The organism is Altererythrobacter sp. KTW20L (assembly GCF_023501975.1).
Classification (GTDB): domain Bacteria; phylum Pseudomonadota; class Alphaproteobacteria; order Sphingomonadales; family Sphingomonadaceae; genus Alteraurantiacibacter.
Genome location: NZ_JAMFLH010000005.1, coordinates 224,111 through 243,690, shown reverse-complemented (window position 1 = coordinate 243,690; position 19,580 = coordinate 224,111). Strand labels below are relative to the sequence as shown.

Sequence of the window (19,580 nt, the reverse complement as noted above, 5' to 3'; positions counted from 1 at the left end):
AGCACCCTCATCTGCAACAGAAATGGCGCATTCCTGCCATTTCAATAAACTCGCCCGAACCGTCTTGTTGACGTAAAATGTTAGAGACGCTCCTGCTACATTTCCGGCTACACAGGCCCGTTTTCGCATGCCATCATTGTATTGAAAAACGGGACTTTTCTATATGTGGCGCTTTCTCCCACCCTCTCCGCCAGTCACCCCCAGCACTCGTCTCCTGTTCGGAGCCCGCCGCGCAAGACCGCGCAACAGGCCGGTTTGCGGCGTCCAATCCGTCACCGCAGCCGAAACAGGCCTGTCTCAACGCCCCTTCCTGGCGGCCATTTCGCGACCAGTTTGTGCCGAAGTGGGCATCGGTTGGGCTTGCCTGTTAACAGGAGGATTTTTTGTGCGATTTCCGTCACTCGCTCGGCGCAAAACCGGGTTTCCCTGATATTCGCCGGAACAGGGCGTCTCCGCCCGCCTCACTCCGCTATTTCAAATTATCGCACTAGTTCATCCGCCGCAGCGCGATGCGGCAAATTCGGCGCGAATACTGGCATCGACAACTCTAACCAATCGAGTAAGATCACGATAGAAACGCAACCAGATCATTTCGCGCTCTGACCATCTGTCTGTCAACAAGTACTCAACCGAGCGGCTCGGTGCACACCCAACACGAAGGATTTTGAACATGCTTCAGCGATTTGTCCCGCCTGCCCTGCCTGTCGCCGCCCTTTGTCTCCTGCTCGCTGCCTGTGGTGATTCCGGTGAGGCGCCGGACCAGACTGCCGTGGCCGATGCCGAATTCGACGTGATCGACCAGCGGCAGAACCTGCTGGAGGGGATCGGCGATTCTTTTCGGGCCATTCGCGGCCAGATGGAAGGTAGTCCTGACTTCGCGGTAATCACCACAAGCGCGCAGACGATCAACACCAATGCGGTGCAGATCATCGATCTGTTCCCCGCAGGCACCGGCATTGATTCGGGCGCCGATACAGAAGCTCTGGCGGTCATCTGGGAGGATCCGGACGGCTTTGCCGCTGCGCATCAGCGCCTGGTGGCTGCGAGCGAGACGATGCTCGAAGCGGCCGCATCGAACGATCCGGCCATGGTAGAGGCGGCAGTCGGTACGCTTGGCGCCTCCTGCCAGAACTGCCACGACACCTATCGCCTCGACGACGAGTAGGAGCACGCCGGAGGTGAGCGCCGAAACAGCGGCCGCCCAGCAAGACGCCGACACCGCGAGCGCGCGGGTGTGGGACCTGCCGGTGCGAATCTGCCACTGGAGCTTCGTTGTACTGCTGCCGGTGATGTGGTGGACCGCCGAGAACAGCGAGATGCGTTGGCACATGCGCGCCGGGTCATTGCTGCTTGCGCTGGTGATATTTCGCATCCTGTGGGGCTTTGTCGGCAGTTCGACCGCGCGCTTCGCCTCCTTCGTGAAGGGACCTGGCGCGGTGATCACCTATCTGCGCTCGATACGGAATGAGCACGGCAAGGTGCTCGGCCACAATGCTGCCGGCGGCTGGAGCGTGGTGGCGCTGTTGCTGGTCCTCGGCACGCAGGCGAGCCTCGGCCTGTTCGCAGGCGATCCGTTCGATGGCGCCACGGGGCCGCTCAATGATCTGGTCGGTGTGACGACTGCGGGACAGCTTACCGACTGGCACGAGACGCTGTTCAACGTCATTCTCGCCCTGGTGGGGCTGCATATTGCGGCGATCGCATTCTACCTGATGGGTCTTGGCGACAATCTCATCAGGCCGATGATCAGCGGGCGCCGCTCCGCTGCAGAGTTGCCGTCGGCCATGGCGCCGGTGCCCGCCTGGCGCGCCCTCGCCTGCGCGGTGGTGGCTGCCGGAGTGGCCCTTTGGGTCTACAACGGCGCGCCAGGGCTGTAAGAAGGGCACTCTGCCACTTCCGCTTGGGATTGCGGGTCCTGTCAGGCCAACGGCACTGCTGGACGCTTTGGAGTAGCGTGGGTCGAACTCCGTTATGTCGACGTCCAACAAATCCGCCAAGTCATTCCGCTATTTCAACTCGTCGCCCGTGGTGATCCGCCTGGTAGTGCTGATGCACGTTCGCTTCCTGCTACAGAAGTTCGCTTCGGTCCTCGCCAACGTCCACTACCACTTCAATCTCGAGCGCCAACTCGTCGACACAACAACCTACAAGACCCGCCGCTCGGCCGCACTGGCCGAGTGGCAGCTGCTCTTGGCCTGAGCCGATGCCGGGTCGGGGGCAGCTCCGCCAATCGGAGACGAGTTGCGGTTAGACTGACAGCTCCGCCACTAACCCCCAGCACCGATCATGATCATCGCCTAGCGGGCGGCGTCCATCGCCTGCTGCAGGTCAGCGACGATGTCATCGATATGCTCCAGGCCGACCGACAGCCTGACATATCCTTCGGATACACCTGCCGCGAGCTGTTCTTCGGGCCCAAGCTGCGAGTGGGTGGTCGATGCAGGATGGATCGCCAGGCTACGCGCATCGCCGATGTTGGCCACATGGTAGAACAGCTGCAGGGTATTGATGAAGCGCTCGCCGGCTGCCCTGCCGCCCTTCAGCTCGAAGCCGACAAGGCTGCCAAATCCGCCAGGCAGGTATCTGGTGGCATTTTCCAGTGCCTGTCCCTTCTGCCGGGAAGGGTGGACGATGGAAGCGACGCTATCGCATCCTGCCAGATAATCGACCACTTCCAGCGCATTCTGGCAATGGCGCGCCATCCGCAGCGGGAGCGTCTCGACCCCCTGCAGGAGCTGGAACGCGTTAAACGGTGACAGGGCCGCGCCAAGGTCGCGTAGCAGGACCGTCCTCAGACGCAGGGCATAGGCGACAGGGCCGATGGGTTTGGCCGCTTCGGTCCAGATGGCGCCGTGATAGCTGGGATCGGGCGTGTTGAGCGCAGGCTGTCGTGCCGGGTTGGCTGCCCAGTCGAAGTTGCCGCCGTCGATTACCATCCCGCCAATGGAAGTGCCATGGCCGCCGATATACTTCGTGGTCGAATAGACGATGATTGCGGCACCGTGATCGAATGGTCGCGCGATCAGCGGGGCAGCGGTATTGTCCACGATGAGCGGGATGCCGAACTGCTTCCCTATTGCCGCTATTTCCGCGATCGGACAGACGACCAGCTTGGGATTGGGCAAAGTCTCGGCGTAGTAGGCGCGGGTCCGTTCGTCCGTGGCCCTGGCGAATGCGTCGGGGTCGGTCGGATCGACAAACCGTGTCTCGATACCCTGGTCGCGCAAGGTGTTGGCAAACAGGTTGTAGGTGCCGCCGTACAGGTCGGTCGAAGAAACAATGTTGTCGCCTGCGCGCGCCAGGGTCTGCACGGCATAGGCCGATGCTGCCTGGCCCGATGCCAGGGCAATGCCCGCCGCGCCGCCTTCCATCGCCGCCAGGCGATCTTCCAGGATTGCGGTGGTGGGGTTGCCGATGCGGGTGTAGATATTGCCGAGCTCGCGCAGGGCAAACAGGTCGGCGGCATGGCCGGTGTCGCGAAACTGGTAGGATGTCGTCTGGTAGATCGGCGGCGCTACAGCGCCGGTGGACGGGTCCGCGCGCCAGCCCGCATGAAGGGCCAGGGTTTCAGGGTGAAGTGGTCGATCGGCCATGACATGTCCTTTATCGCATCGCTCGTTTGGGGCTCGTCTGGAAGAAGTGCCCTGCGGATCGCCGCTGCAAGGCAGCGTCCTATCCGGAAAGTGCGTTTGGGTATCTGGTGCATGATGCGAAGGCAAGCCGCCCCACCTTCTTCCCCGATGACGTACCGTGGAGACAGGATCGCGGCGGTTGACCCGATCATAACGTCCGTTATGGTCCAAGTGGGAACAACGGGACCAGGGATGGGGCCTGGCTGACACGCCGCCATCATAAGGGTTTTCGTTGATTGGTGCCGAGAGGAGGCAGGTTTTGAGCGACCCGGATATTATCGTGATCGGGGGCGGGTCTGCCGGAGCGGCCATGACAGGGCGCCTGGCTTCGGCGGGACTGAAGATAACGCTGGTGGAAGCCGGCGTATCGGACCGCCACCTGAAATCCCGCGTGCCTGCGCTGACCAGCTCGATCGTCCAGAACCCTGAATTCGACTGGTGCTACCAGGCCGAACCTGATGAAACCATCGGGGGCAGGGCCGATGTCTGGCCGGGCGGCAAGATGCTGGGAGGCGGCAGTGCACTGAACGGCATGATGTTCGTGCGCGGGCACAGCTGGGACTATGACAACTGGGCCGGGCTTGGCGCTACCGGTTGGGACTACAAGTCGGTCCTCCCCTATTTCCGCCGGATGGAGGACAACGAACGCGGGGCAGACGAGTGGCGCGGCACTGGCGGACCGATCTCGGTATCGGAAGGCCGCGCGCGCTATCCCATTACCGACGCCTGGATCGCCGCTGCCGAGCAGGCCGGAATCGAGCGCAGGGACCTCAACGGCGAGAAGGCCGAGGGGGTGGACTATGTGCAGGTATCGCAGCGCAACGGTGAGCGCTGTTCCACAGCGCGCGGCTACCTGCACGAATTCAAGGGAGCCAACCCGCCGCAAATTGTGTTGCAGGCGCAAGTGCTGCGTATCCTGATCGAGGACCGGCGCGCTGTCGGGATCGTCTATCTGCGGGACGGCGTGGAGCACACCCTGCGTGCGCGGCATGGCGTCGTGATCAGTGCAGGCGCGATGGGCACGCCCAAGCTCCTGCTCCTGTCAGGCATCGGCCCGGCCGACCATCTGGCGGAAATGGGCATTCCCGTGGTGCAGGACCTGCCGGGCGTTGGGCGGAACCTGCAGGACCATGTCGGCACCCATGTGGTCAACGAAGTGAGCGCCCGCACGCTGAACGACGACGCGAAGGGACTGCGCGGTGCGCTGTCCGTGCTGCGCTATGCCCTGTCGCGGCAGGGAGCGCTGAGCACGTCGATCGGTCACGCGCAAGCTTTCGTGAAAAGCAGGCCCGGCCTGCCCGCGCCGAACCTGCAGATTTCCTTCGCGGCCTTCGCCTTCGATTTTGACGAGCAGGGCCGCCTGATGCTGCGAGAAAAGGCTTCGGTTTCAACCCTCGTCGGCCTGATGCGGCCTGCCTACCGCGGGCGGATCACCCTGCGCTCGGCAGACCCCCTGGCTCCTCCCGTCATCGCCCACCGGCAATTGTCGTGCGATGACGATATCGACCAGATCGTGGAGGGCATCGGGATCGCGCGCAATATCCTGCAGCAATCACCCGTGGCGCAATACCTTACGACAGAGCTGCGTCCGGGACCAGAGCTCTCGGCACCGGAAGACCTCAAGGGCTATGTCCGGATGGCGGCCATTCCGATGTATCACCCCGTGGGCACCGCGCGGATCGGCCAGGCAGGCGATGCCATGGCGGTCGTCGATCCCGATCTCAAGGTTCACGGGCTGGACGGCCTGTGGGTGGCCGATGCCTCGATCTTCCCCTCGCTCACCGCAGGCAATACCAATGCCACCGCGATCATGGTGGGCGACAAGGGCTCGGACCATGTGCTGAAATCGCTGCGGATCAACGCCTGACGGGAGAAGGCCCTAATCTGCCTTCTCTTCGTTCCACGGACGGGGCCATTTGCGGGTGTCGTCCCAGTGCTCCATGATCAGGCCGTCCTCCAGCCGGTACATGTCGAACGCATGGCCAATGTAGGTTTCGCCGGGCCGGGTCGGATCGGGCTGGGCCTGCTCCCAGATCGTGACGACATAGTCGCCCTGGGCCACGGTTCGGACCAGTTCCTTGTGGGCCGGGGGCACGAAATCCTTGGGCTTGTTGTTGATCAGATCGACGAGGTGGAGGATATGTTCGCGCCCTGATGGCATGTTCACGTTGTGCTGGATGTAATCGGGATGGATATACCGCAACACAGCCTCGCGATCGCCATCGTAGATCACGCCCTTCCACATCGCCTTCACGATTTCGGCATTGCGCTCTTCCAGCGTTTTCTCGCCCATCCCCGGCTCCCGTTCCCTGGCCACGGCAGCTATCGTCCGCCGGCACCCCGTTCGTAACGATCGTTAGCGTGGTTGCAAGCAGCAACCCACGCGGCTCTCAACCCATGCCGCGTCCGCTGGCCGTTTCTGGCGGCACCTTCTGCGCAACGTCCCAGTGTTCCACGATGATGCCGTCTTCCATGCGGAAGATATTCATCAGGGCATGGCCCGGATCATCGGGGCCCTGGCGGCCGATGAGGTGGGCGACCGCATAGTCTCCATCGACAAGCAGGCGGCGCACATCCATGCTGACCGTGGGAAGCGCCAGCAGGCCCTCAAGGTGCGCAATCGCCGCCTCGCGGCCATCGATGACGGCCGGGTTGTGCTGCATGTAGTCGGCATGGACGTAGCGTTCGAAGGCCTCGCGGACCTTCATCTCGTCATAGTAGAGACGCACGAAGTCGAGGAACGCCGCCCGGTTGCGCGCTGTGCGGGCGGCATATTCCGCGCTCGCTGCTTCCGGAAGGCTCGCAGTACGGTCAGATCTTGCCAATTTGTGTCTCTCCTCTGCCCTGCCGGGCCGGTTCCTGACCCTATGCCTCAGGAGCCTGGGGCGGGACAATAGCGGGCGAGGAATTCGGCGTGGCCGGGCATGGTCTGGACCAGGAAGCGGACCGATTTCTCGATCTCGTCCAATTCGCGCCGGGTCGCTGCGTGGTCCAGCGTTTCGGCCATGGCATTGTGGCCCTCCATGGCGATGCCCTGGCCCATCATCACGGCCGCCCAGCTCGTTTCGGTGAACAGCTCATCCTCTTCGCGGAAGACCTGGCCGTTCAGGCGGAACAGGTCGATCTTCTCGGTCAGGCTGTCGGGCACGCTCATCGTGCGGCAATAGTTCCAGAACTCGGAATCGTCGCGCGTTGTGGCGTGGTAGTGGAGGATCAGGAAATCGCGAATGCGGGCATATTCGCGGCCCGTAAGGCGGTTGAAGGCATCTTCCTGCGCGCGGGTCACGCCGTCCAATGACAGCAGCGAGACCAGCTTGTTGATCCCGGTATTGATCAGGTGGATCGAGGTTGATTCCAGCGGCTCCATGAAACCGGCCGCCAGCCCCAGTGCCACGACATTGCCGTTCCAGAACTTCTTGCGCCGCCCGGTGACGAACCGCAGGTGGTTGGGATCGGCGGTGGACTTGCCGGCGATATTGGCCAGCAGGATATCGGTCGCCTCGTCAGCCGACATGAAGGCATCGCAATAGACGTGGCCGTTGCCGTTGCGGTGCTGCAGCGGCACCTGCCACTGCCACCCGGCGGAATGGGCCGTGGCGCGGGTGAAGGGCGGGGGCGGGCTGCCATCGTCGCGGTTGCAGGGCAGGGCCACCGCGCGGTTGCAGGGCAGCCAGTGCGACCAGTCCTCGTATCCCGTATGCAGGGCCTGCTCGATCAGCAGGCCGCGAAAGCCCGAGCAATCGATGAACAGGTCGCCTGCTACGTCCTCGCCGCTCTCCATGGTGATGGCGCGGACATGGCCATTCTCGCCGTCCAGCTCCACGTCGGCCACTTTGCCTTCCAGCCGCACCACGCCGCGCTTTTCGGCATAGCGGCGCAGGAAGCCGGCATAGGCCGTGGCGTTGATGTGGTAGGCATAGTTGACCGGTGGCAGGTCATCGCGGCGCAGTGCGTCGGTCTTGCCGAACTTGCCGAAGAAGGCGGCCATGGTTTCGGCATTGAACACCTGGATCGGACGCTTGTCGCCCATCGTCCTGTGATGGTGCCAGACATGGTGGAACGACATGCCGCCGATGTCATAGCCATAGTTGCCGAAAGGGTGGATGTAGCTGTCGCCCTGCTTGCCCCAGTTCATGAACTGGATGCCCAGCTTGAACGAGCCCTGCGTGGCGGTAAGCATCTCGGCCTCGTCGATTTCGAGCAGGCGCTGGAAATCCACGAAGGGCGGGATCGTGGCCTCGCCCACGCCGACCGTGCCGATAGCCTCGCTTTCCACCAGGGTAATCGCCAGTTGGCGGCCCGTCTTCAGGCGCGACAAGGCTGCCGCGGCCATCCATCCGGCGGTGCCCCCGCCCACGATTACGATGTGTTCGATGGCCATTGGCCGCTCCCCTCTCGTGGCCAGTGCGGTGTGCAGCGGACGCCCGGCCAGCAGCCTAACGGGGACGCACGCAGCCTGGCAATGGCTTGTGTGGGCAAATTGCTACACCTTCCCGGGCGAAATGTGAACGTTCATTTTTTGCGTTGTGAACGCTCACAACGGTGCTATTGAGCGTGCAATCCCGCCAGTCGGGATCCAAGGTTGGTTGCAGGTGCAGGGGCGGCATAAGCCACGCACCGATGGGGAGAAAACAGTGCGCCTATCCAATTTCAAGCCCGCGAATCGCGTCCGCTCGCTCGTCACGGTATCCAGCCTCGCGCTGTGTGCTGCGGTTTCCGTTCCCGCTTTTTCGCAGGAGGCACCAGACACTGCGGCCGAGGAAGGCGAGGGGCAAGGCGATGTCATTCTCGTAACCGGCTATCGCGCGGCTCTGGAAAACGCGCAGAACATCAAGGAAAGTGCCGATACCTTTGTCGATGTCATCACGGCCGATGACATTGGCGCGCTGGCCGATCGCTCGGTGGCAGAAGCGCTGCAGCGTGTCCCCGGCGTCAACATCAGCCGCTTCGAGCAGCGGGACGATCCGGACCGGTTCTCGGTCGAAGGGTCCGGCGTCATTATCCGCGGGCTGTCGTTCGTGCGGTCGGAGTTGAACGGTCGCGATATCTTTTCGGCCAATGGCGGCCGCGAACTCAGCTTCAACGATGTCTCGCCCGAACTGCTCGGCCGGGTGGAAGTGTTCAAGAACACCACCGCCGACATGATCGACGGCGGCCTGTCGGGTACGGTCAACCTGGTCACCCGCAAGCCGCTCGACCGGCCCGGCTGGCACATTGCCGGCACGGCAGAAATCAATGTAGGCGACCTGGCGGGCAAGTGGTCCCCCGGTTTCTCGGTGCTGGGTTCGGGTACATTCGAAAGCGCCGCAGGTACTTTCGGATTGCAGCTCGGCTACACCCAGCAGGAGCTGGTCACCCGCACCGATGCCTCCCAGATCACTGATCCATGCTATCGCGCCAATACGCTGGATGGCCCGTGCATCCGTGTGCGACCCGTCGGCTCGGGTGGTTTTGGTGGGGATGCGCAGTTTAACGAGAGCAATTTCCCGCCGGCCAATTCGGTCTTCGTGCCCAAGGGCGCGGGTGTCCGCACGACCGACCTGTCGCGTGACCGCCAAGCGTACTCGGCAGTCGGCCAGTTCGAAAGCAGCGACCGGCGTTTCCTGCTGACAGTCGAATACCTGCGGGCCGAAACCGACGCTACGCTGAATGAATTTGCGGCTCTGGCCCTGGTCAATGATGACGCCCTGTTCCCCACCATTGCGCCGGGCACCACGCCGGTGTTCATCGGCAACCAGTTCGGTTCGGGTACGCTGACCCAGGTCCAGCCGTTCAACGGCGGGCGCGGCATTCCGACCGAGCTGCTGCGTTTCCAGCGCGAAGACACGGCGATGACCGAGGACGTGTCGATCGACATCGACCTGGAGCTGAACGACCGCCTGCGCGTGAACTTCGAAGGTCAGTACATCAATTCCAACCGCACCGAGGATGGCTTCATCTCGGCGATGCAGACCTATAGCGACCTCAGGATCGACAACACCGGATCGACCCCGCTGGTGGAATTCCTCGAACCGGGCGGCACGACGTCGCCATCGAGCTATTTCAACGATCCCTCGCGTTCGCTCTACTGGTTCCTGATCGACAACCAGGTCGCCAACGAAGGCGATCTCTACACCCTGCGCGGTGATGCCGAGTACACCATCAGCGATGACGGGTTCTTCAAGGAAGCCCGCTTCGGTGCCCGCTGGAGCGATCGCAACCGGGTGACCCGGTCGGCCAATTTCTCCAACTGGGGCAACCTGGGCGCTCCGTGGACCGGGCGCAACGGCAACTGGAACGGCGACGATCCGCAGGCCTTCGGCGCCGGTGGTGCCTACGTGTCCGATTTCCCGGGTTCGGCCAATATCTACAACCCGTTCGGCGACAACTTCCAGCGCGGCAATGCGCCGGTGCCGCTGGGTGACGGATCGGCCTATTTCTTCGGCGGCGACAACCTGGTGGCCGATTACCTGAGCGGGGCGATCACCAGCCAGGCAAACGATATCACCGCCTTCAGCCTGACCCCCAATGCCTGGTTCCCGATCTCGGCGCGCGGCAATGCGGTGGCAGGGGGCCCGTGGACTCCGGGCGAAATCTCGGACGTGGATGAGCAGACGCTGGGCTTCTATGGCCGGGTCGATTTCGGCAGCGACATTGGCGATACCATGGAGCTCGTCGGCAACTTCGGCGTGCGTTACGTCAAGACCACGGTCGGTGCCGCCGGGCAGATCGGCTATCCCACAGGCGAATTCTTCGACCAGGGCGCAGCCGGCAACGGCGATGGCGTGGTCCAGGTGAGCGAACTGCAGGCAGCCTGCGCCAATGTCCAGCAAGGCCAGGTGGCGCCGGGCTATTGCAGCCTCTCGGCCGCGCGGCTGGGCGAATTTGCCTCGGTATTCAGCGGCGAAGTGGTGGACGACAGTTCCGACATCAAGTTCAGCCACTGGTTGCCCAGCTTCAATGCCCGGCTCGACTTCGGCAACGGCATGCTGGTCCGCGCCGCGGTTTCGCGCGGAATATCCCGTCCGGACCTGAGCGCTTTCCAAACCGGCGGACAGATCTTCGACAACACCACCAACCTGCGCCAGTCGGGCACTCTGGAGAGCGGACCGCTGTTTGCGATCAATACCGGCAACCGGCTGCTCCGCCCAATCGAATCGTGGAATTACGACCTGTCGTTCGAATACTATTTCAGCGCGGTCGGATCGTTAACCGGCTCGCTGTTCGCCAAGGAGATTTCCAACCTCGTCAACTTCGGGGCCAATGTCCGCAGCTTTACCAGCCCTGGCGGCGTCACCACCGATGTCCTCGTCAACGGCCCGGTCAACAGCGACAAGGGCTGGCTGAAGGGGTTCGAACTGGCGCATCAGCAGGTCTATGATTTCTTGCCGGGTATTCTGGCCGGGCTGGGTACGCAGATGACCTATACCTATGTCGATGGCGGCAGTTTCGCCAACGACCGGCTGGGTGCGGAACAAAGTCCCTTCACCGGAGGCTTGCCGCTGGCGGGCATATCCAAGCACACGATCAACGCCGTGCTGTTTTACGAACGCGGGGGACTGTCGGCCCGTGCGGCCTACAACTGGCGGTCGGATTTCCTGCAGACCCCGCGTGACGTGATCTTCCCGTTCTCGCCAATCTATGGCGAAAGCACCGGGCAGCTCGATGCATCGATCTTCTATGACCTGACCGACACCATCAAGATCGGTGTGCAGGGCGTGAACCTGCTGGATGAGGTGACGCGCACGTCGCAGGTGATCGATTTCGATGGCACCCGTGCCACGCGGTCCGCCTTCCGCAATGACCGCCGCTATACTTTCCTTGTCCGGTTTGCCTATTGAAGGCGGCGCTTCTCTACGGACGAGTGAATGCAGACAGGCTCCGGCGTACTCCCTCGCCGGAGCCTGTCGATTATTTTCAAGGGGAGGGGCTGGTGCTTGCCTGCCCGTTTGGACAGGGAAACGGATATGATGGCGAACCTGGCACCTATCCGGCACGGTATGGCCGCCGTCGCTTTTTGCCTCGGCCTGGCAGGGTGCGGAGGGGCGGACCAGGCACCGGCGCCAGTGCTGTCAGCGCCTGCGACGCCTGCTCCCGCACCATCTCCATCTCCGACATCGGTGGGCAGCTGGCAACTGGTCTGGGCCGACGAATTCGACGGCGCGGCGCCCGATCCCGCACGCTGGAACCTGATCGAGGATTGCTGGGGCGGCGGCAACAACGAACAGCAATGCTATACGGCACGGCCTGACAACGTGGTGGGCGAGAACGGTGCACTGGTCATCACCGCGCTGGAGGAAAGCCGCACCGGCAACGCCTGGCCCGCGCTTTGGGCGGCCAGCCAGGCCGACCCCCATTTGCAGGCGACCAAGCCGTTCACTTCGGGCAAGCTGACCACCCAGGGCAAGGCGGCCTGGCTTTATGGCCGGTTCGAGATCCGCGCGCGCCTGCCGCAGGGGCAGGGCGTGTGGCCCGCCTTCTGGATGATGCCCGAGGAATCGATCTATGGCGGCTGGCCGCTATCGGGCGAGATCGACATCATGGAAGCGGTCAACCTGGGTGTGACCTGTCCCACCTGCGAGCCGGGTGGCGAGAACTCTATCCTTGGCACGCTGCATTTCGGCGCGGCGCCGCCGGACAATGTCTATCGCAACCGCGAGACCTCGTTTCCCGCCGTGCTGGACGGCGGGTTCCACACCTATGGCGTGATCTGGGAGCCGGGGCGCTTCACCTGGACGATCGACGGGGTGCCGTATGGCACCATGGAGGCGGATGAATGGTGGACCCGGGCCAGCACCGACCCCCAGGCACCATTCGACCGACCCTTCCATCTCATCCTGAACCTTGCCATTGGCGGTAACTGGCCGGAAAGTACCGCGCTGGGCGGAATCTCGACCGAGGGCTTTCCCAAGCGGGTGGAAATAGACTGGGTGCGGGTATGGCAGTGTCCGCAGGATGGCGGTGTGCAAAGGTGTACCGGGGGGAATTGACGTGGGACGCAGGCGCCAGTCGGTAACGATCAAGCACGTGGAAGCCGATTCCGGCGTCTCGCTGCAAACGGTCAGCCGCGTCATCAACGACGAGCCGAATGTGCGCCCGGAGATGAAGCGCCGGGTCCAGGCTTCGATCGACAAGCTGGGCTATGTCCCGTCGATTGCCGCCCAGCGGATGAGCGGTTCTAAAAGCTATCTCATCCTGGCGCTGAACGACCGCGAGCGGACGATCGAGGCATGGAAGGCGCGCGAGGGCAGCGACTGGGTGGACCAGATGCTGCTGGGCGGGATGCTCAAGTGTGCTGAATACGGCTATCGCCTGATCTTTGAACTGGTCGATACCCACGCCGACAATATCGAGCGTGAACTGAATGCGGCCATCGCCGCGCTGCAACCCGATGGCGTGATCCTCACACCGCCGCACTCGGACAATGCCCTGATTACAGGCCTGCTCGAAAAGCGGCGGATTGCCTTTGCGCGGATCGGTTCGCGGGCGGAGGGCGGGGCGATTTCCCTGACCATGGGCGACAGCCGGATGGCGGGGGTCGCCACGCGCCACCTCGTTGCCAAGGGGCACCGGCGGATCGGTTTTATCGCCGGCCCGCGCGAATATGCCGTGAGCGACCGGCGCAAGACTGGCTGGCTTGAGGCGATGGCCGAGGCCGGGCTGGACACCGACCTGTGCGAGCGGGGCGACTTCTCCTATGCCAGCGGCGAGGAAGCGGCGCACAGGCTGCTTTCGCAGGCCAGCCCTCCCACCGCGATCATCGCTAGCAACGACCAGATGGCGCTGGCCACCATGGCGGTGGCTCGCAGCATGGAGCTTACCGTTCCGCAGGACCTGTCACTGGTCAGCTTCGACAATTCGCCGGTGGTCCGCTTCGTCCAGCCGCCACTGACCGCGATCGACCAGCCGGTGGCCGACACAGTGGGGGCTGCGGTGGAACTGCTGATCCTGTCCAACCGGGGAGAGGATCTGCCGCCCATGCCGGTGGTGATCGAGGGCAGCCTGATTGAACGTGATTCGGTGGCGGACCTCACGCAAGCAGGTTCATCCGGCGTCTGATCAACCTCGTGGGCCGTTACCGCCCTCACCCCGTCCGATAGGGTCTTGCGCCCTCTGCCCAGCCGTGTAAGACCATCAATTGAGAACGTTCCCAATTTAGAGGATGACGATGCGGGCAGGGGCTTCGAGGCGGACAATCCGCATGGCGACGGTGGCATGGCTGGCCTTGGGTGGCGTGGCCCTGTCGAGCTGCGCGACGGCTGGTACCACAACCGCGGCAGTCTCTGCCGCGACACCCTGGGAACAGGGCGAAGATGCGGTAGTGGCCGATCTGCTGTCGCGCATGTCGCTGGAACGCAAGGTCGCCCAGATCATCCAGCCGCAAATCAATTCTTTCACCGCGGCAGACATGGAGCGCTACCGCTTCGGCAGCTATCTCAACGGCGGCAACGGCGGGCCCTATGGCGATGAATTCGCCCCGGCTGACCGCTGGCTGGCTCTGGCCGACGAGATGTACGAGGCCTCGGTCCGCCCCTTGCCCGGCGGTGAGCCGGCCATCCCGGTGATCTGGGGGACAGACGCGGTCCACGGCCATTCCAACATCGTCGGCGCCACGCTTTTCCCGCACAACATCGCCCTTGGCGCGGCGGGCGATGCCGAACTGGTGCGGCGCATCGGCGAGGCGACCGCGATCGAGATCGAAGTGACCGGGATCGACTGGAACTTCTCGCCCACCGTGGCCGTGGCGCGGGATGATCGCTGGGGCCGGACTTACGAAAGCTATTCGGAGGATCCAGAACTTGTCGCCCGCCTGGGTGCGGCTCTGGTGCGCGGGCAGCAGGGTGATCCGGCCGGCGCTGGCTACCTCGGCGACCGGCGGGTGATCGCCACGGCCAAGCATTTCTTCGGCGATGGCGGCACCGAACAGGGCGTGGACCAGGGCGATGTTAACGGCGATATCGAGGAACTGCTTGCGCTCCATGCCGTGCCCTATCCCGCCGCCATCGAAGCCGGGGTCGAAACGATCATGGCCAGCTTCAATTCGATCAACGGCACCAAGATGCACGGCAACCGCGCCATGCTAACCGACGTGCTGCGCGGCCGCATGGGGTTTGACGGGCTGGTCGTGGGTGACTGGAACGGCCACGGCCAGATTGCCGGGTGCGAGGTGGACAATTGCCCCGACGCCCTGCTGGCCGGGCTCGATATCTATATGGTGCCGGACGACTGGCGCGGCCTGCTGGAAAGCCTGGTGGCCCAGGTGCGGGATGGTACGGTGCCGATGGCCCGGCTGGATGAAGCGGTCGGGCGCGTGCTGCGGCTGAAATATCGCGCGGGCCTGCTTGGCCCTGAAGCACGGCGGCCGTCGGAACGCGGCGTGGCGGGGCAGTACGACCTGCTCGGTTCGCCCGAACATCGCTCTTTGGCGCGAGAGGCTGTGGCCCGCTCGCAGGTGATCCTGTCGAACGACGGCGTGCTGCCGCTGGCTCCCGGGGCGCGGGTGCTGGTGGCTGGCAGCGCGGCAGACGACGTGGGCCAGGCCTCGGGCGGCTGGACGCTGGAATGGCAGGGTGGCCGCGCCGACCAGTTGCCGCGCGACCGGTTCCCCGGCGCAACTTCGATCTGGGAAGGGCTGCGCGACGCCGTGGAGGCGGGCGGCGGCACGGCCACCCTTTCGCCCGACGGCAGCTTCGCGACCCGTCCCGATGTGGCGGTGGTCGTATTCGGGGAACGGCCCTATGCCGAATTCGCCGGCGACCTGCGTGACCTGGTGCTGCGTGACGAGGAAGGCCTGGCATTGCTGCGGACCTTGCGCGAACAGGGCATCCCCAGCGTGGCGGTGTTCCTGTCCGGCAGGCCGATGTGGATGAACCGCGAATTGAACGCTGCCAATGCCTTTGTCGCCGCCTGGCTTCCGGGCAGCGAGGGCGCGGGGGTGGCCGACGTGCTCACCGGTGCGCGGCCCGCCACTGGTCGGCTGTCGTTCACCTGGCCCGCCACTTGCGAAGGCCGGCCGCTGAACGGACCCGAGGGCGCGCTGTTCGCATTCGGCTTTGGCATGACGACAGGGGAGACCTCGAGGCCGTTTGCGCTGGACGAGGACTGTTCGGCGCTCGGCAATCCCGAAGACGGGGCGCTGGTCTATGGTTCGGGCCGCCTGGGGCAGGGCGTTTCCGCCTTTGCTGCCCGGATCGGTACAGCAGGCGATGGCGAACTGTTGCCGCAGATGCGCGGCGATATGAGCGCGGCTGGTGTCACCGTGCGCGGCCATGACCGGGCCGCCCAGGAAGATGCGCGGCAAGTGACGATGCGCGCCGGATCGCGGTTCGGGCTGATTCAGGACCAGGACAGCGGCGGCGCGTGGATCGTGGCCTACGAAGTGCTCACCCGTCCGGCTGCGCCCGTCAGGCTGCGAGTGGGCGAAGGTAACCAGGTGATCGACCTAGCCACGCATTTCGCCCATGCACAGGACAAGGGCTGGCGCGAGATGGTCATTACCGATCAGTGCGCGCCTGCACTGGGCCAGCGGATCGCGTTCGAGACTGAAGGCGATGTCACCTTCCGCATCTCCGGCGTAAGGCGCGCGCCGGTGCCGGATGGCACGCCTTGTTCGTTCTGACTTGCTGATACCGACTTCGTTTCGGGGGGAGAATACCGATGGCACTTGCACCTGACCTGGCACCCGGTAGCGCGGCCTCGCGCCCGCAGGTGGAGGCGCCGGGCCTCAACTATTTCGTCTTCGCGCTGTTCTTCATCTTCGGCGGGATCACCTCGCTCAACGACGTGATCATTCCCAAACTGAAGGAGCTGTTCACCCTCAGCTTCTTCGAGGCGAGCCTGGTGCAGTTCTGCTTCTTCATCGCCTATGCCGTGGTGGGGATTCCGGGCGCGCAGCTCGTCAAGAAGATCGGCTACATGCGCGGCGCGGTGGCAGGCCTCCTGACCATGCTGGTCGGCTGCCTGCTGTTCATCCCGGCCAGCCAGAGCGCGGTGTTCGGCGTGTTCCTGTTCGCCTATTTCATTCTCGCGACAGGCGTGGTGCTGGTGCAGATCGTGGCCAACCCGCTGATCAGCCTGCTGGGTCCGGTATCCACCACCCACAGCCGCCTGACTTTTGCCCAGGCGTTCAACTCCCTCGGCACCACGATTTTCCCCTATTTCGGGGCGATCCTGATCCTCGGATCGCTAGCGGCCATAACGGCAGACCAGCTTTCCGGCGTGGAACTGACCGCTTACCGGCAGGCCGAAAGCCAGGCGATCGTGAACGGCTATCTCGGCATTGCAGCGGCACTGGCCGTGGTGGCCGGGGTCGTGTGGATGTTCCGCAACCGGCTGAAGGGCGAAAAGCACGAGGCATCGAGCTTTGCCGACGGTCTCAAGCTGCTCGCCCGCCCGCGGTTCGGCTATGGCGCGGCGTGCATTTTCCTCTACGTCGGGGCAGAAGTCGCCATCGGCACCTTCATCGTCAATTACCTGATGCAGGGGCATGTCCTGGGCCTGCCCGAACAGGAGGCAGGCAAGCTGATCTCGCTCTACTGGGGCGGGGCGCTGGTCGGGCGGTTTATCGGTTCAGGCCTGTTGCGGGTGGTGAGCCCGGGCCTGCTGCTGGCCACCGTGGCGGCAGGGGCCATCACCCTGATCGCCATATCGGCCAACTCCACCGGGGAGGTGGCGGGCTATTCGCTGCTGGCCGTGGGCCTGATGAACGCGATCATGTTCCCCACCATCTTCTCGCTCGCCTGCGAGAAGCTCGGCTCCAAGGCGGCGGACGGTTCGGGCATCATCAACGTGGCCATTGCCGGTGGCGCGATCATTCCGGCAATCTATGGCGCGCTGGCAGATCAGGTTGGCCTCGCCCAGGCGCTGGCCCTTCCGGCCCTGTGCTATGCGGTGATTGCCGGCTTCGGCTTCTATGCCCGCCGACCGGCACCCGATCCGGCCTGATCCTAGCTGGCAGTAAGCTTCCTCAGGAAGGAGCGCACCCGGCGGGCATTGACGCCCAGATCGCCCACGCCGACGCGGCTGACCGAGCGCATGTCGATCCGCGAGCTGTTGTCGCCAGCAGGGGTAACGCGGACCACGACATCGTCGTAGAACCGGATGTAGGAAACGCTGGCGGTTGCTTCCACATGGCCGCGCGCCAGATCGGTGGTGACCACGTCCCACCCTTCGGCTGCTGCCAGCAGGGCGACCTGCTGGGTCGCTTCCGCCACCGGCAGGGGCAGGGTTACCGGGCCGAGATCGCCATAGGCTGCGGCGTGAATCTGCTGCCAGTTCTCCACCGTGCCGACCCCGGCGAGGTTATCCTCCCGCAGTTCCAGCACTTCGAACTGCGGCGGGTTGGCGATATCCGTAGTCACGTCATGGATCGAAGGCGCATCGCCTGCCGCCATCGGCCGTGTGGCGATAAAGCTGACATAGGCGAGCGCCACTACCAGCGCGACCAGCGCCTTGGGCCTTGCCGGATTGCCCGTTTTCCAGCCGATCAGCAGGGCCAGCACCGCCAGCAGCAAGGCGACCACCGCCACCAGTCCTCCGCCGAGAAAGGCGGAAAAGCCGGACAGCTTGGCGATGACATCATAGCGCGCCAGGGTCAGGCCGATGAAGGCGATGGCCACCGCCACCAGCATGGCGACCAGCGCCCATTTCGACAGGCGCGGAGCCCACATGGCGGGTGCGGCTTGCGGCGATGCGGGCTGTTGATCATTCATGCGGCGCAGAGCAGCAGGTATGCCGGGTGGAGTCAATTGGCGCGGACATGGACCTTTGGTCGTGTAAGGTTTGCGCGGCTGCCGCGACAAGAGGGTAGTTCGCGTTGCGGACAAGCGCGGCAACAGGGCCATTAGGGGCGGCAAGTGACAAAACGCATCATCCTGGCTGGCGGAGGCCATGCCCACCTGGCGGTCCTGACCGACTGGGCACGCGAGCCCCTGCCCGGTGCGGAAAAGGTGCTGGTCACGCCCGCGCGCCACACGGCCTATTCGGGCATGGTCCCGGGCTGGATGGCGGGCCACTATCGCATGGAGGACTGCCTGATCGACCTTGCCCCGCTGGCCGAGCATGCCGGCGCGCGGCTGGTCTACGATGCGGTAACCCGGCTTGATGCCGATTGGCGGCTGCTGACGCTGGCTTCGGGAGACACGCTGTCGTTCGATCTCCTGTCGCTTGCCACAGGCGGCGAGGCGGACCTGTCCAGCCTTGCGGTGCTGGGCGAACGACTGCTGCCGGTGAAGCCGGTGGAACAGTTCCTGGCTGGCTGGACGGCGATTGCGGAGTCCACAGGACTTTTGTCGCTGGCGGTTGTCGGTGGCGGCGCTGCCGGGGTCGAGATCGCACTGGCTGCGGCCCGGGCCCTGCGCCAGCGATCCGCGAGCATTGCTCTGGTCTGCCCGCACGAAGGCTTCCTGCCTGGCCATCATCAGCGGGTGCGGGACAAGGCCCTTGGCGCGCTCGGTCGCAGCGGGGTCACGCTCCACTTTGCCCAGGCAGCAGGGGCACCGGGCGGCCTGCAGCTATCGGATGGCTCGTTCCTGGCCGCCGACCACGTGATCGCCGCCACCGGCAGCCGCGCGCCTGCCTGGCTGGCGCAATCAGGCCTTGCCTGCACCGATGCCGGATATGCGGCAGTCGGCGCGGACCTTGCCAGCACGTCGCATCCGGCGATCATGGCGGCCGGCGACATTGTCGAGCGGATCGACCGCAAGCTGCCGCGCTCCGGTGTCCACGCGGTGAAGGCGGGGCCGGTGCTCGCCGCCAATATCCGCGCGCGGCTGGGCGGGGGAGGCTTGCGCGAATACCAGCCGCGCCGCCGCACGCTCTACCTGATGTCCACGGGAGACCGCCGCGCCATTGCCTCGTGGGGCGAGTTGTGCGTGGCCGGGTCGCTGGTCTGGTGGCTGAAGGACCGTATCGACCGGGGCTTCGTGGCGCGCCATCGCCGGTCTCCAACCGCTTCGCAGGGGGCCTGAC

At 64.4% G+C, this 19,580-nt stretch carries 14 protein-coding genes and 1 pseudogene; 10 read left to right on the top strand and 5 right to left on the bottom strand.

Annotated features, from left to right (window positions below; genetic code table 11):
- The first annotated feature begins 670 nt into the window (after positions 1–670).
- The 3 genes and pseudogenes from M3P36_RS07025 to M3P36_RS15320 all read left to right on the top strand — a co-directional run.
- Complete coding sequence (locus M3P36_RS07025; protein WP_249702542.1) at positions 671–1,165, top strand: c-type cytochrome; 495 nt, start codon at positions 671–673, stop codon at positions 1,163–1,165.
- 13 nt (positions 1,166–1,178) lie between these two features.
- Entirely contained in the window at positions 1,179–1,877 is a 699-nt protein-coding gene (locus tag M3P36_RS07020) for a cytochrome b/b6 domain-containing protein (protein ID WP_249702541.1), read from the top strand.
- 190 nt (positions 1,878–2,067) lie between these two features.
- Positions 2,068–2,199 (top strand): annotated as a pseudogene (locus M3P36_RS15320) (IS6 family transposase); the annotation flags it as partial.
- 98 nt (positions 2,200–2,297) lie between these two features.
- Here the strand turns inward: M3P36_RS15320 and M3P36_RS07010 are convergent.
- On the bottom strand, positions 2,298–3,593 hold the full coding sequence (locus M3P36_RS07010) for an O-acetylhomoserine aminocarboxypropyltransferase/cysteine synthase family protein (RefSeq protein WP_249702539.1): 1,296 nt from the start codon (positions 3,591–3,593) through the stop codon (positions 2,298–2,300).
- A gap of 298 nt (positions 3,594–3,891) precedes the next feature.
- On the opposite strand from M3P36_RS07010, the gene M3P36_RS07005 reads away from it, so the two are divergent.
- Positions 3,892–5,499: a GMC family oxidoreductase gene (locus M3P36_RS07005; protein WP_249702538.1), complete on the top strand. Its 1,608-nt coding sequence runs from the start codon at positions 3,892–3,894 to the stop codon at positions 5,497–5,499.
- A gap of 12 nt (positions 5,500–5,511) precedes the next feature.
- On the opposite strand, the gene M3P36_RS07000 is transcribed toward M3P36_RS07005, so the two are convergent.
- From M3P36_RS07000 to M3P36_RS06990, 3 genes are all read right to left on the bottom strand, one after another.
- Positions 5,512–5,925, bottom strand: a complete 414-nt coding sequence (locus M3P36_RS07000; protein WP_249702537.1) for a nuclear transport factor 2 family protein — start codon at positions 5,923–5,925, stop codon at positions 5,512–5,514.
- Between the two features lie 97 nt (positions 5,926–6,022).
- On the bottom strand, positions 6,023–6,457 hold the full coding sequence (locus M3P36_RS06995; RefSeq protein WP_249702536.1) for a nuclear transport factor 2 family protein: 435 nt from the start codon (positions 6,455–6,457) through the stop codon (positions 6,023–6,025).
- 47 nt (positions 6,458–6,504) lie between these two features.
- A complete protein-coding gene (locus M3P36_RS06990) occupies positions 6,505–8,013 on the bottom strand; it encodes a tryptophan halogenase family protein (RefSeq protein WP_249702535.1) in 1,509 nt (502 codons plus the stop codon).
- A 253-nt stretch (positions 8,014–8,266) separates the two neighbouring features.
- On the opposite strand from M3P36_RS06990, the gene M3P36_RS06985 reads away from it, so the two are divergent.
- The 5 genes from M3P36_RS06985 (at position 8,267) to M3P36_RS06965 (ending at position 17,555) form a co-directional block, all read left to right on the top strand.
- The gene (locus M3P36_RS06985; protein ID WP_249702534.1) at positions 8,267–11,452 is read left to right on the top strand and encodes a TonB-dependent receptor; all 3,186 of its coding nucleotides are present in this window, start codon (positions 8,267–8,269) and stop codon (positions 11,450–11,452) included.
- A 126-nt stretch (positions 11,453–11,578) separates the two neighbouring features.
- Positions 11,579–12,601, top strand: coding sequence for a glycoside hydrolase family 16 protein (locus M3P36_RS06980; protein WP_249702533.1), 1,023 nt, complete (start codon positions 11,579–11,581; stop codon positions 12,599–12,601).
- Between the two features lies 1 nt (position 12,602).
- Positions 12,603–13,670 carry a LacI family DNA-binding transcriptional regulator gene (locus M3P36_RS06975; protein ID WP_249702532.1) on the top strand — a complete coding sequence of 356 codons (1,068 nt, stop codon included), beginning with the start codon at positions 12,603–12,605 and terminating at the stop codon, positions 13,668–13,670.
- 142 nt (positions 13,671–13,812) lie between these two features.
- Positions 13,813–16,230 (top strand): glycoside hydrolase family 3 protein, encoded by a 2,418-nt coding sequence (locus M3P36_RS06970; protein ID WP_249702531.1) that lies wholly within the window; start codon positions 13,813–13,815, stop codon positions 16,228–16,230.
- A gap of 38 nt (positions 16,231–16,268) precedes the next feature.
- A complete protein-coding gene (locus tag M3P36_RS06965) occupies positions 16,269–17,555 on the top strand; it encodes a sugar MFS transporter (protein WP_249702530.1) in 1,287 nt (428 codons plus the stop codon).
- 2 nt (positions 17,556–17,557) lie between these two features.
- Here the strand turns inward: M3P36_RS06965 and M3P36_RS06960 are convergent, their stop codons facing one another.
- Positions 17,558–18,322: a DUF1499 domain-containing protein gene (locus M3P36_RS06960; protein WP_249702529.1), complete on the bottom strand. Its 765-nt coding sequence runs from the start codon at positions 18,320–18,322 to the stop codon at positions 17,558–17,560.
- Positions 18,323–18,466: 144 nt separating this feature from the next.
- Between M3P36_RS06960 and M3P36_RS06955 the strand changes: the two genes are divergently transcribed.
- Complete coding sequence (locus tag M3P36_RS06955; protein ID WP_249702528.1) at positions 18,467–19,579, top strand: FAD-dependent oxidoreductase; 1,113 nt, start codon at positions 18,467–18,469, stop codon at positions 19,577–19,579.
- The last annotated feature ends 1 nt before the right edge of the window (position 19,580 follow it).

Bases quoted from the DNA above. Each gene is read 5' to 3' on its own strand.
- M3P36_RS07000 (WP_249702537.1), bottom strand. From the start codon at position 5,925: ATGGGCGAGAAAACGCTGGAAGAGCGCAATGCCGAAATCGTGAAGGCG.
- M3P36_RS06965 (WP_249702530.1), top strand. From the start codon at position 16,269: ATGGCACTTGCACCTGACCTGGCACCCGGTAGCGCGGCCTCGCGCCCG.
- M3P36_RS07010 (WP_249702539.1), bottom strand. From the start codon at position 3,593: ATGGCCGATCGACCACTTCACCCTGAAACCCTGGCCCTTCATGCGGGC.
- M3P36_RS06990 (WP_249702535.1), bottom strand. From the start codon at position 8,013: ATGGCCATCGAACACATCGTAATCGTGGGCGGGGGCACCGCCGGATGG.
- M3P36_RS07025 (WP_249702542.1), top strand. From the start codon at position 671: ATGCTTCAGCGATTTGTCCCGCCTGCCCTGCCTGTCGCCGCCCTTTGT.
- M3P36_RS06980 (WP_249702533.1), top strand. From the start codon at position 11,579: ATGATGGCGAACCTGGCACCTATCCGGCACGGTATGGCCGCCGTCGCT.
- M3P36_RS06970 (WP_249702531.1), top strand. From the start codon at position 13,813: ATGGCGACGGTGGCATGGCTGGCCTTGGGTGGCGTGGCCCTGTCGAGC.
- M3P36_RS06960 (WP_249702529.1), bottom strand. From the start codon at position 18,322: ATGAATGATCAACAGCCCGCATCGCCGCAAGCCGCACCCGCCATGTGG.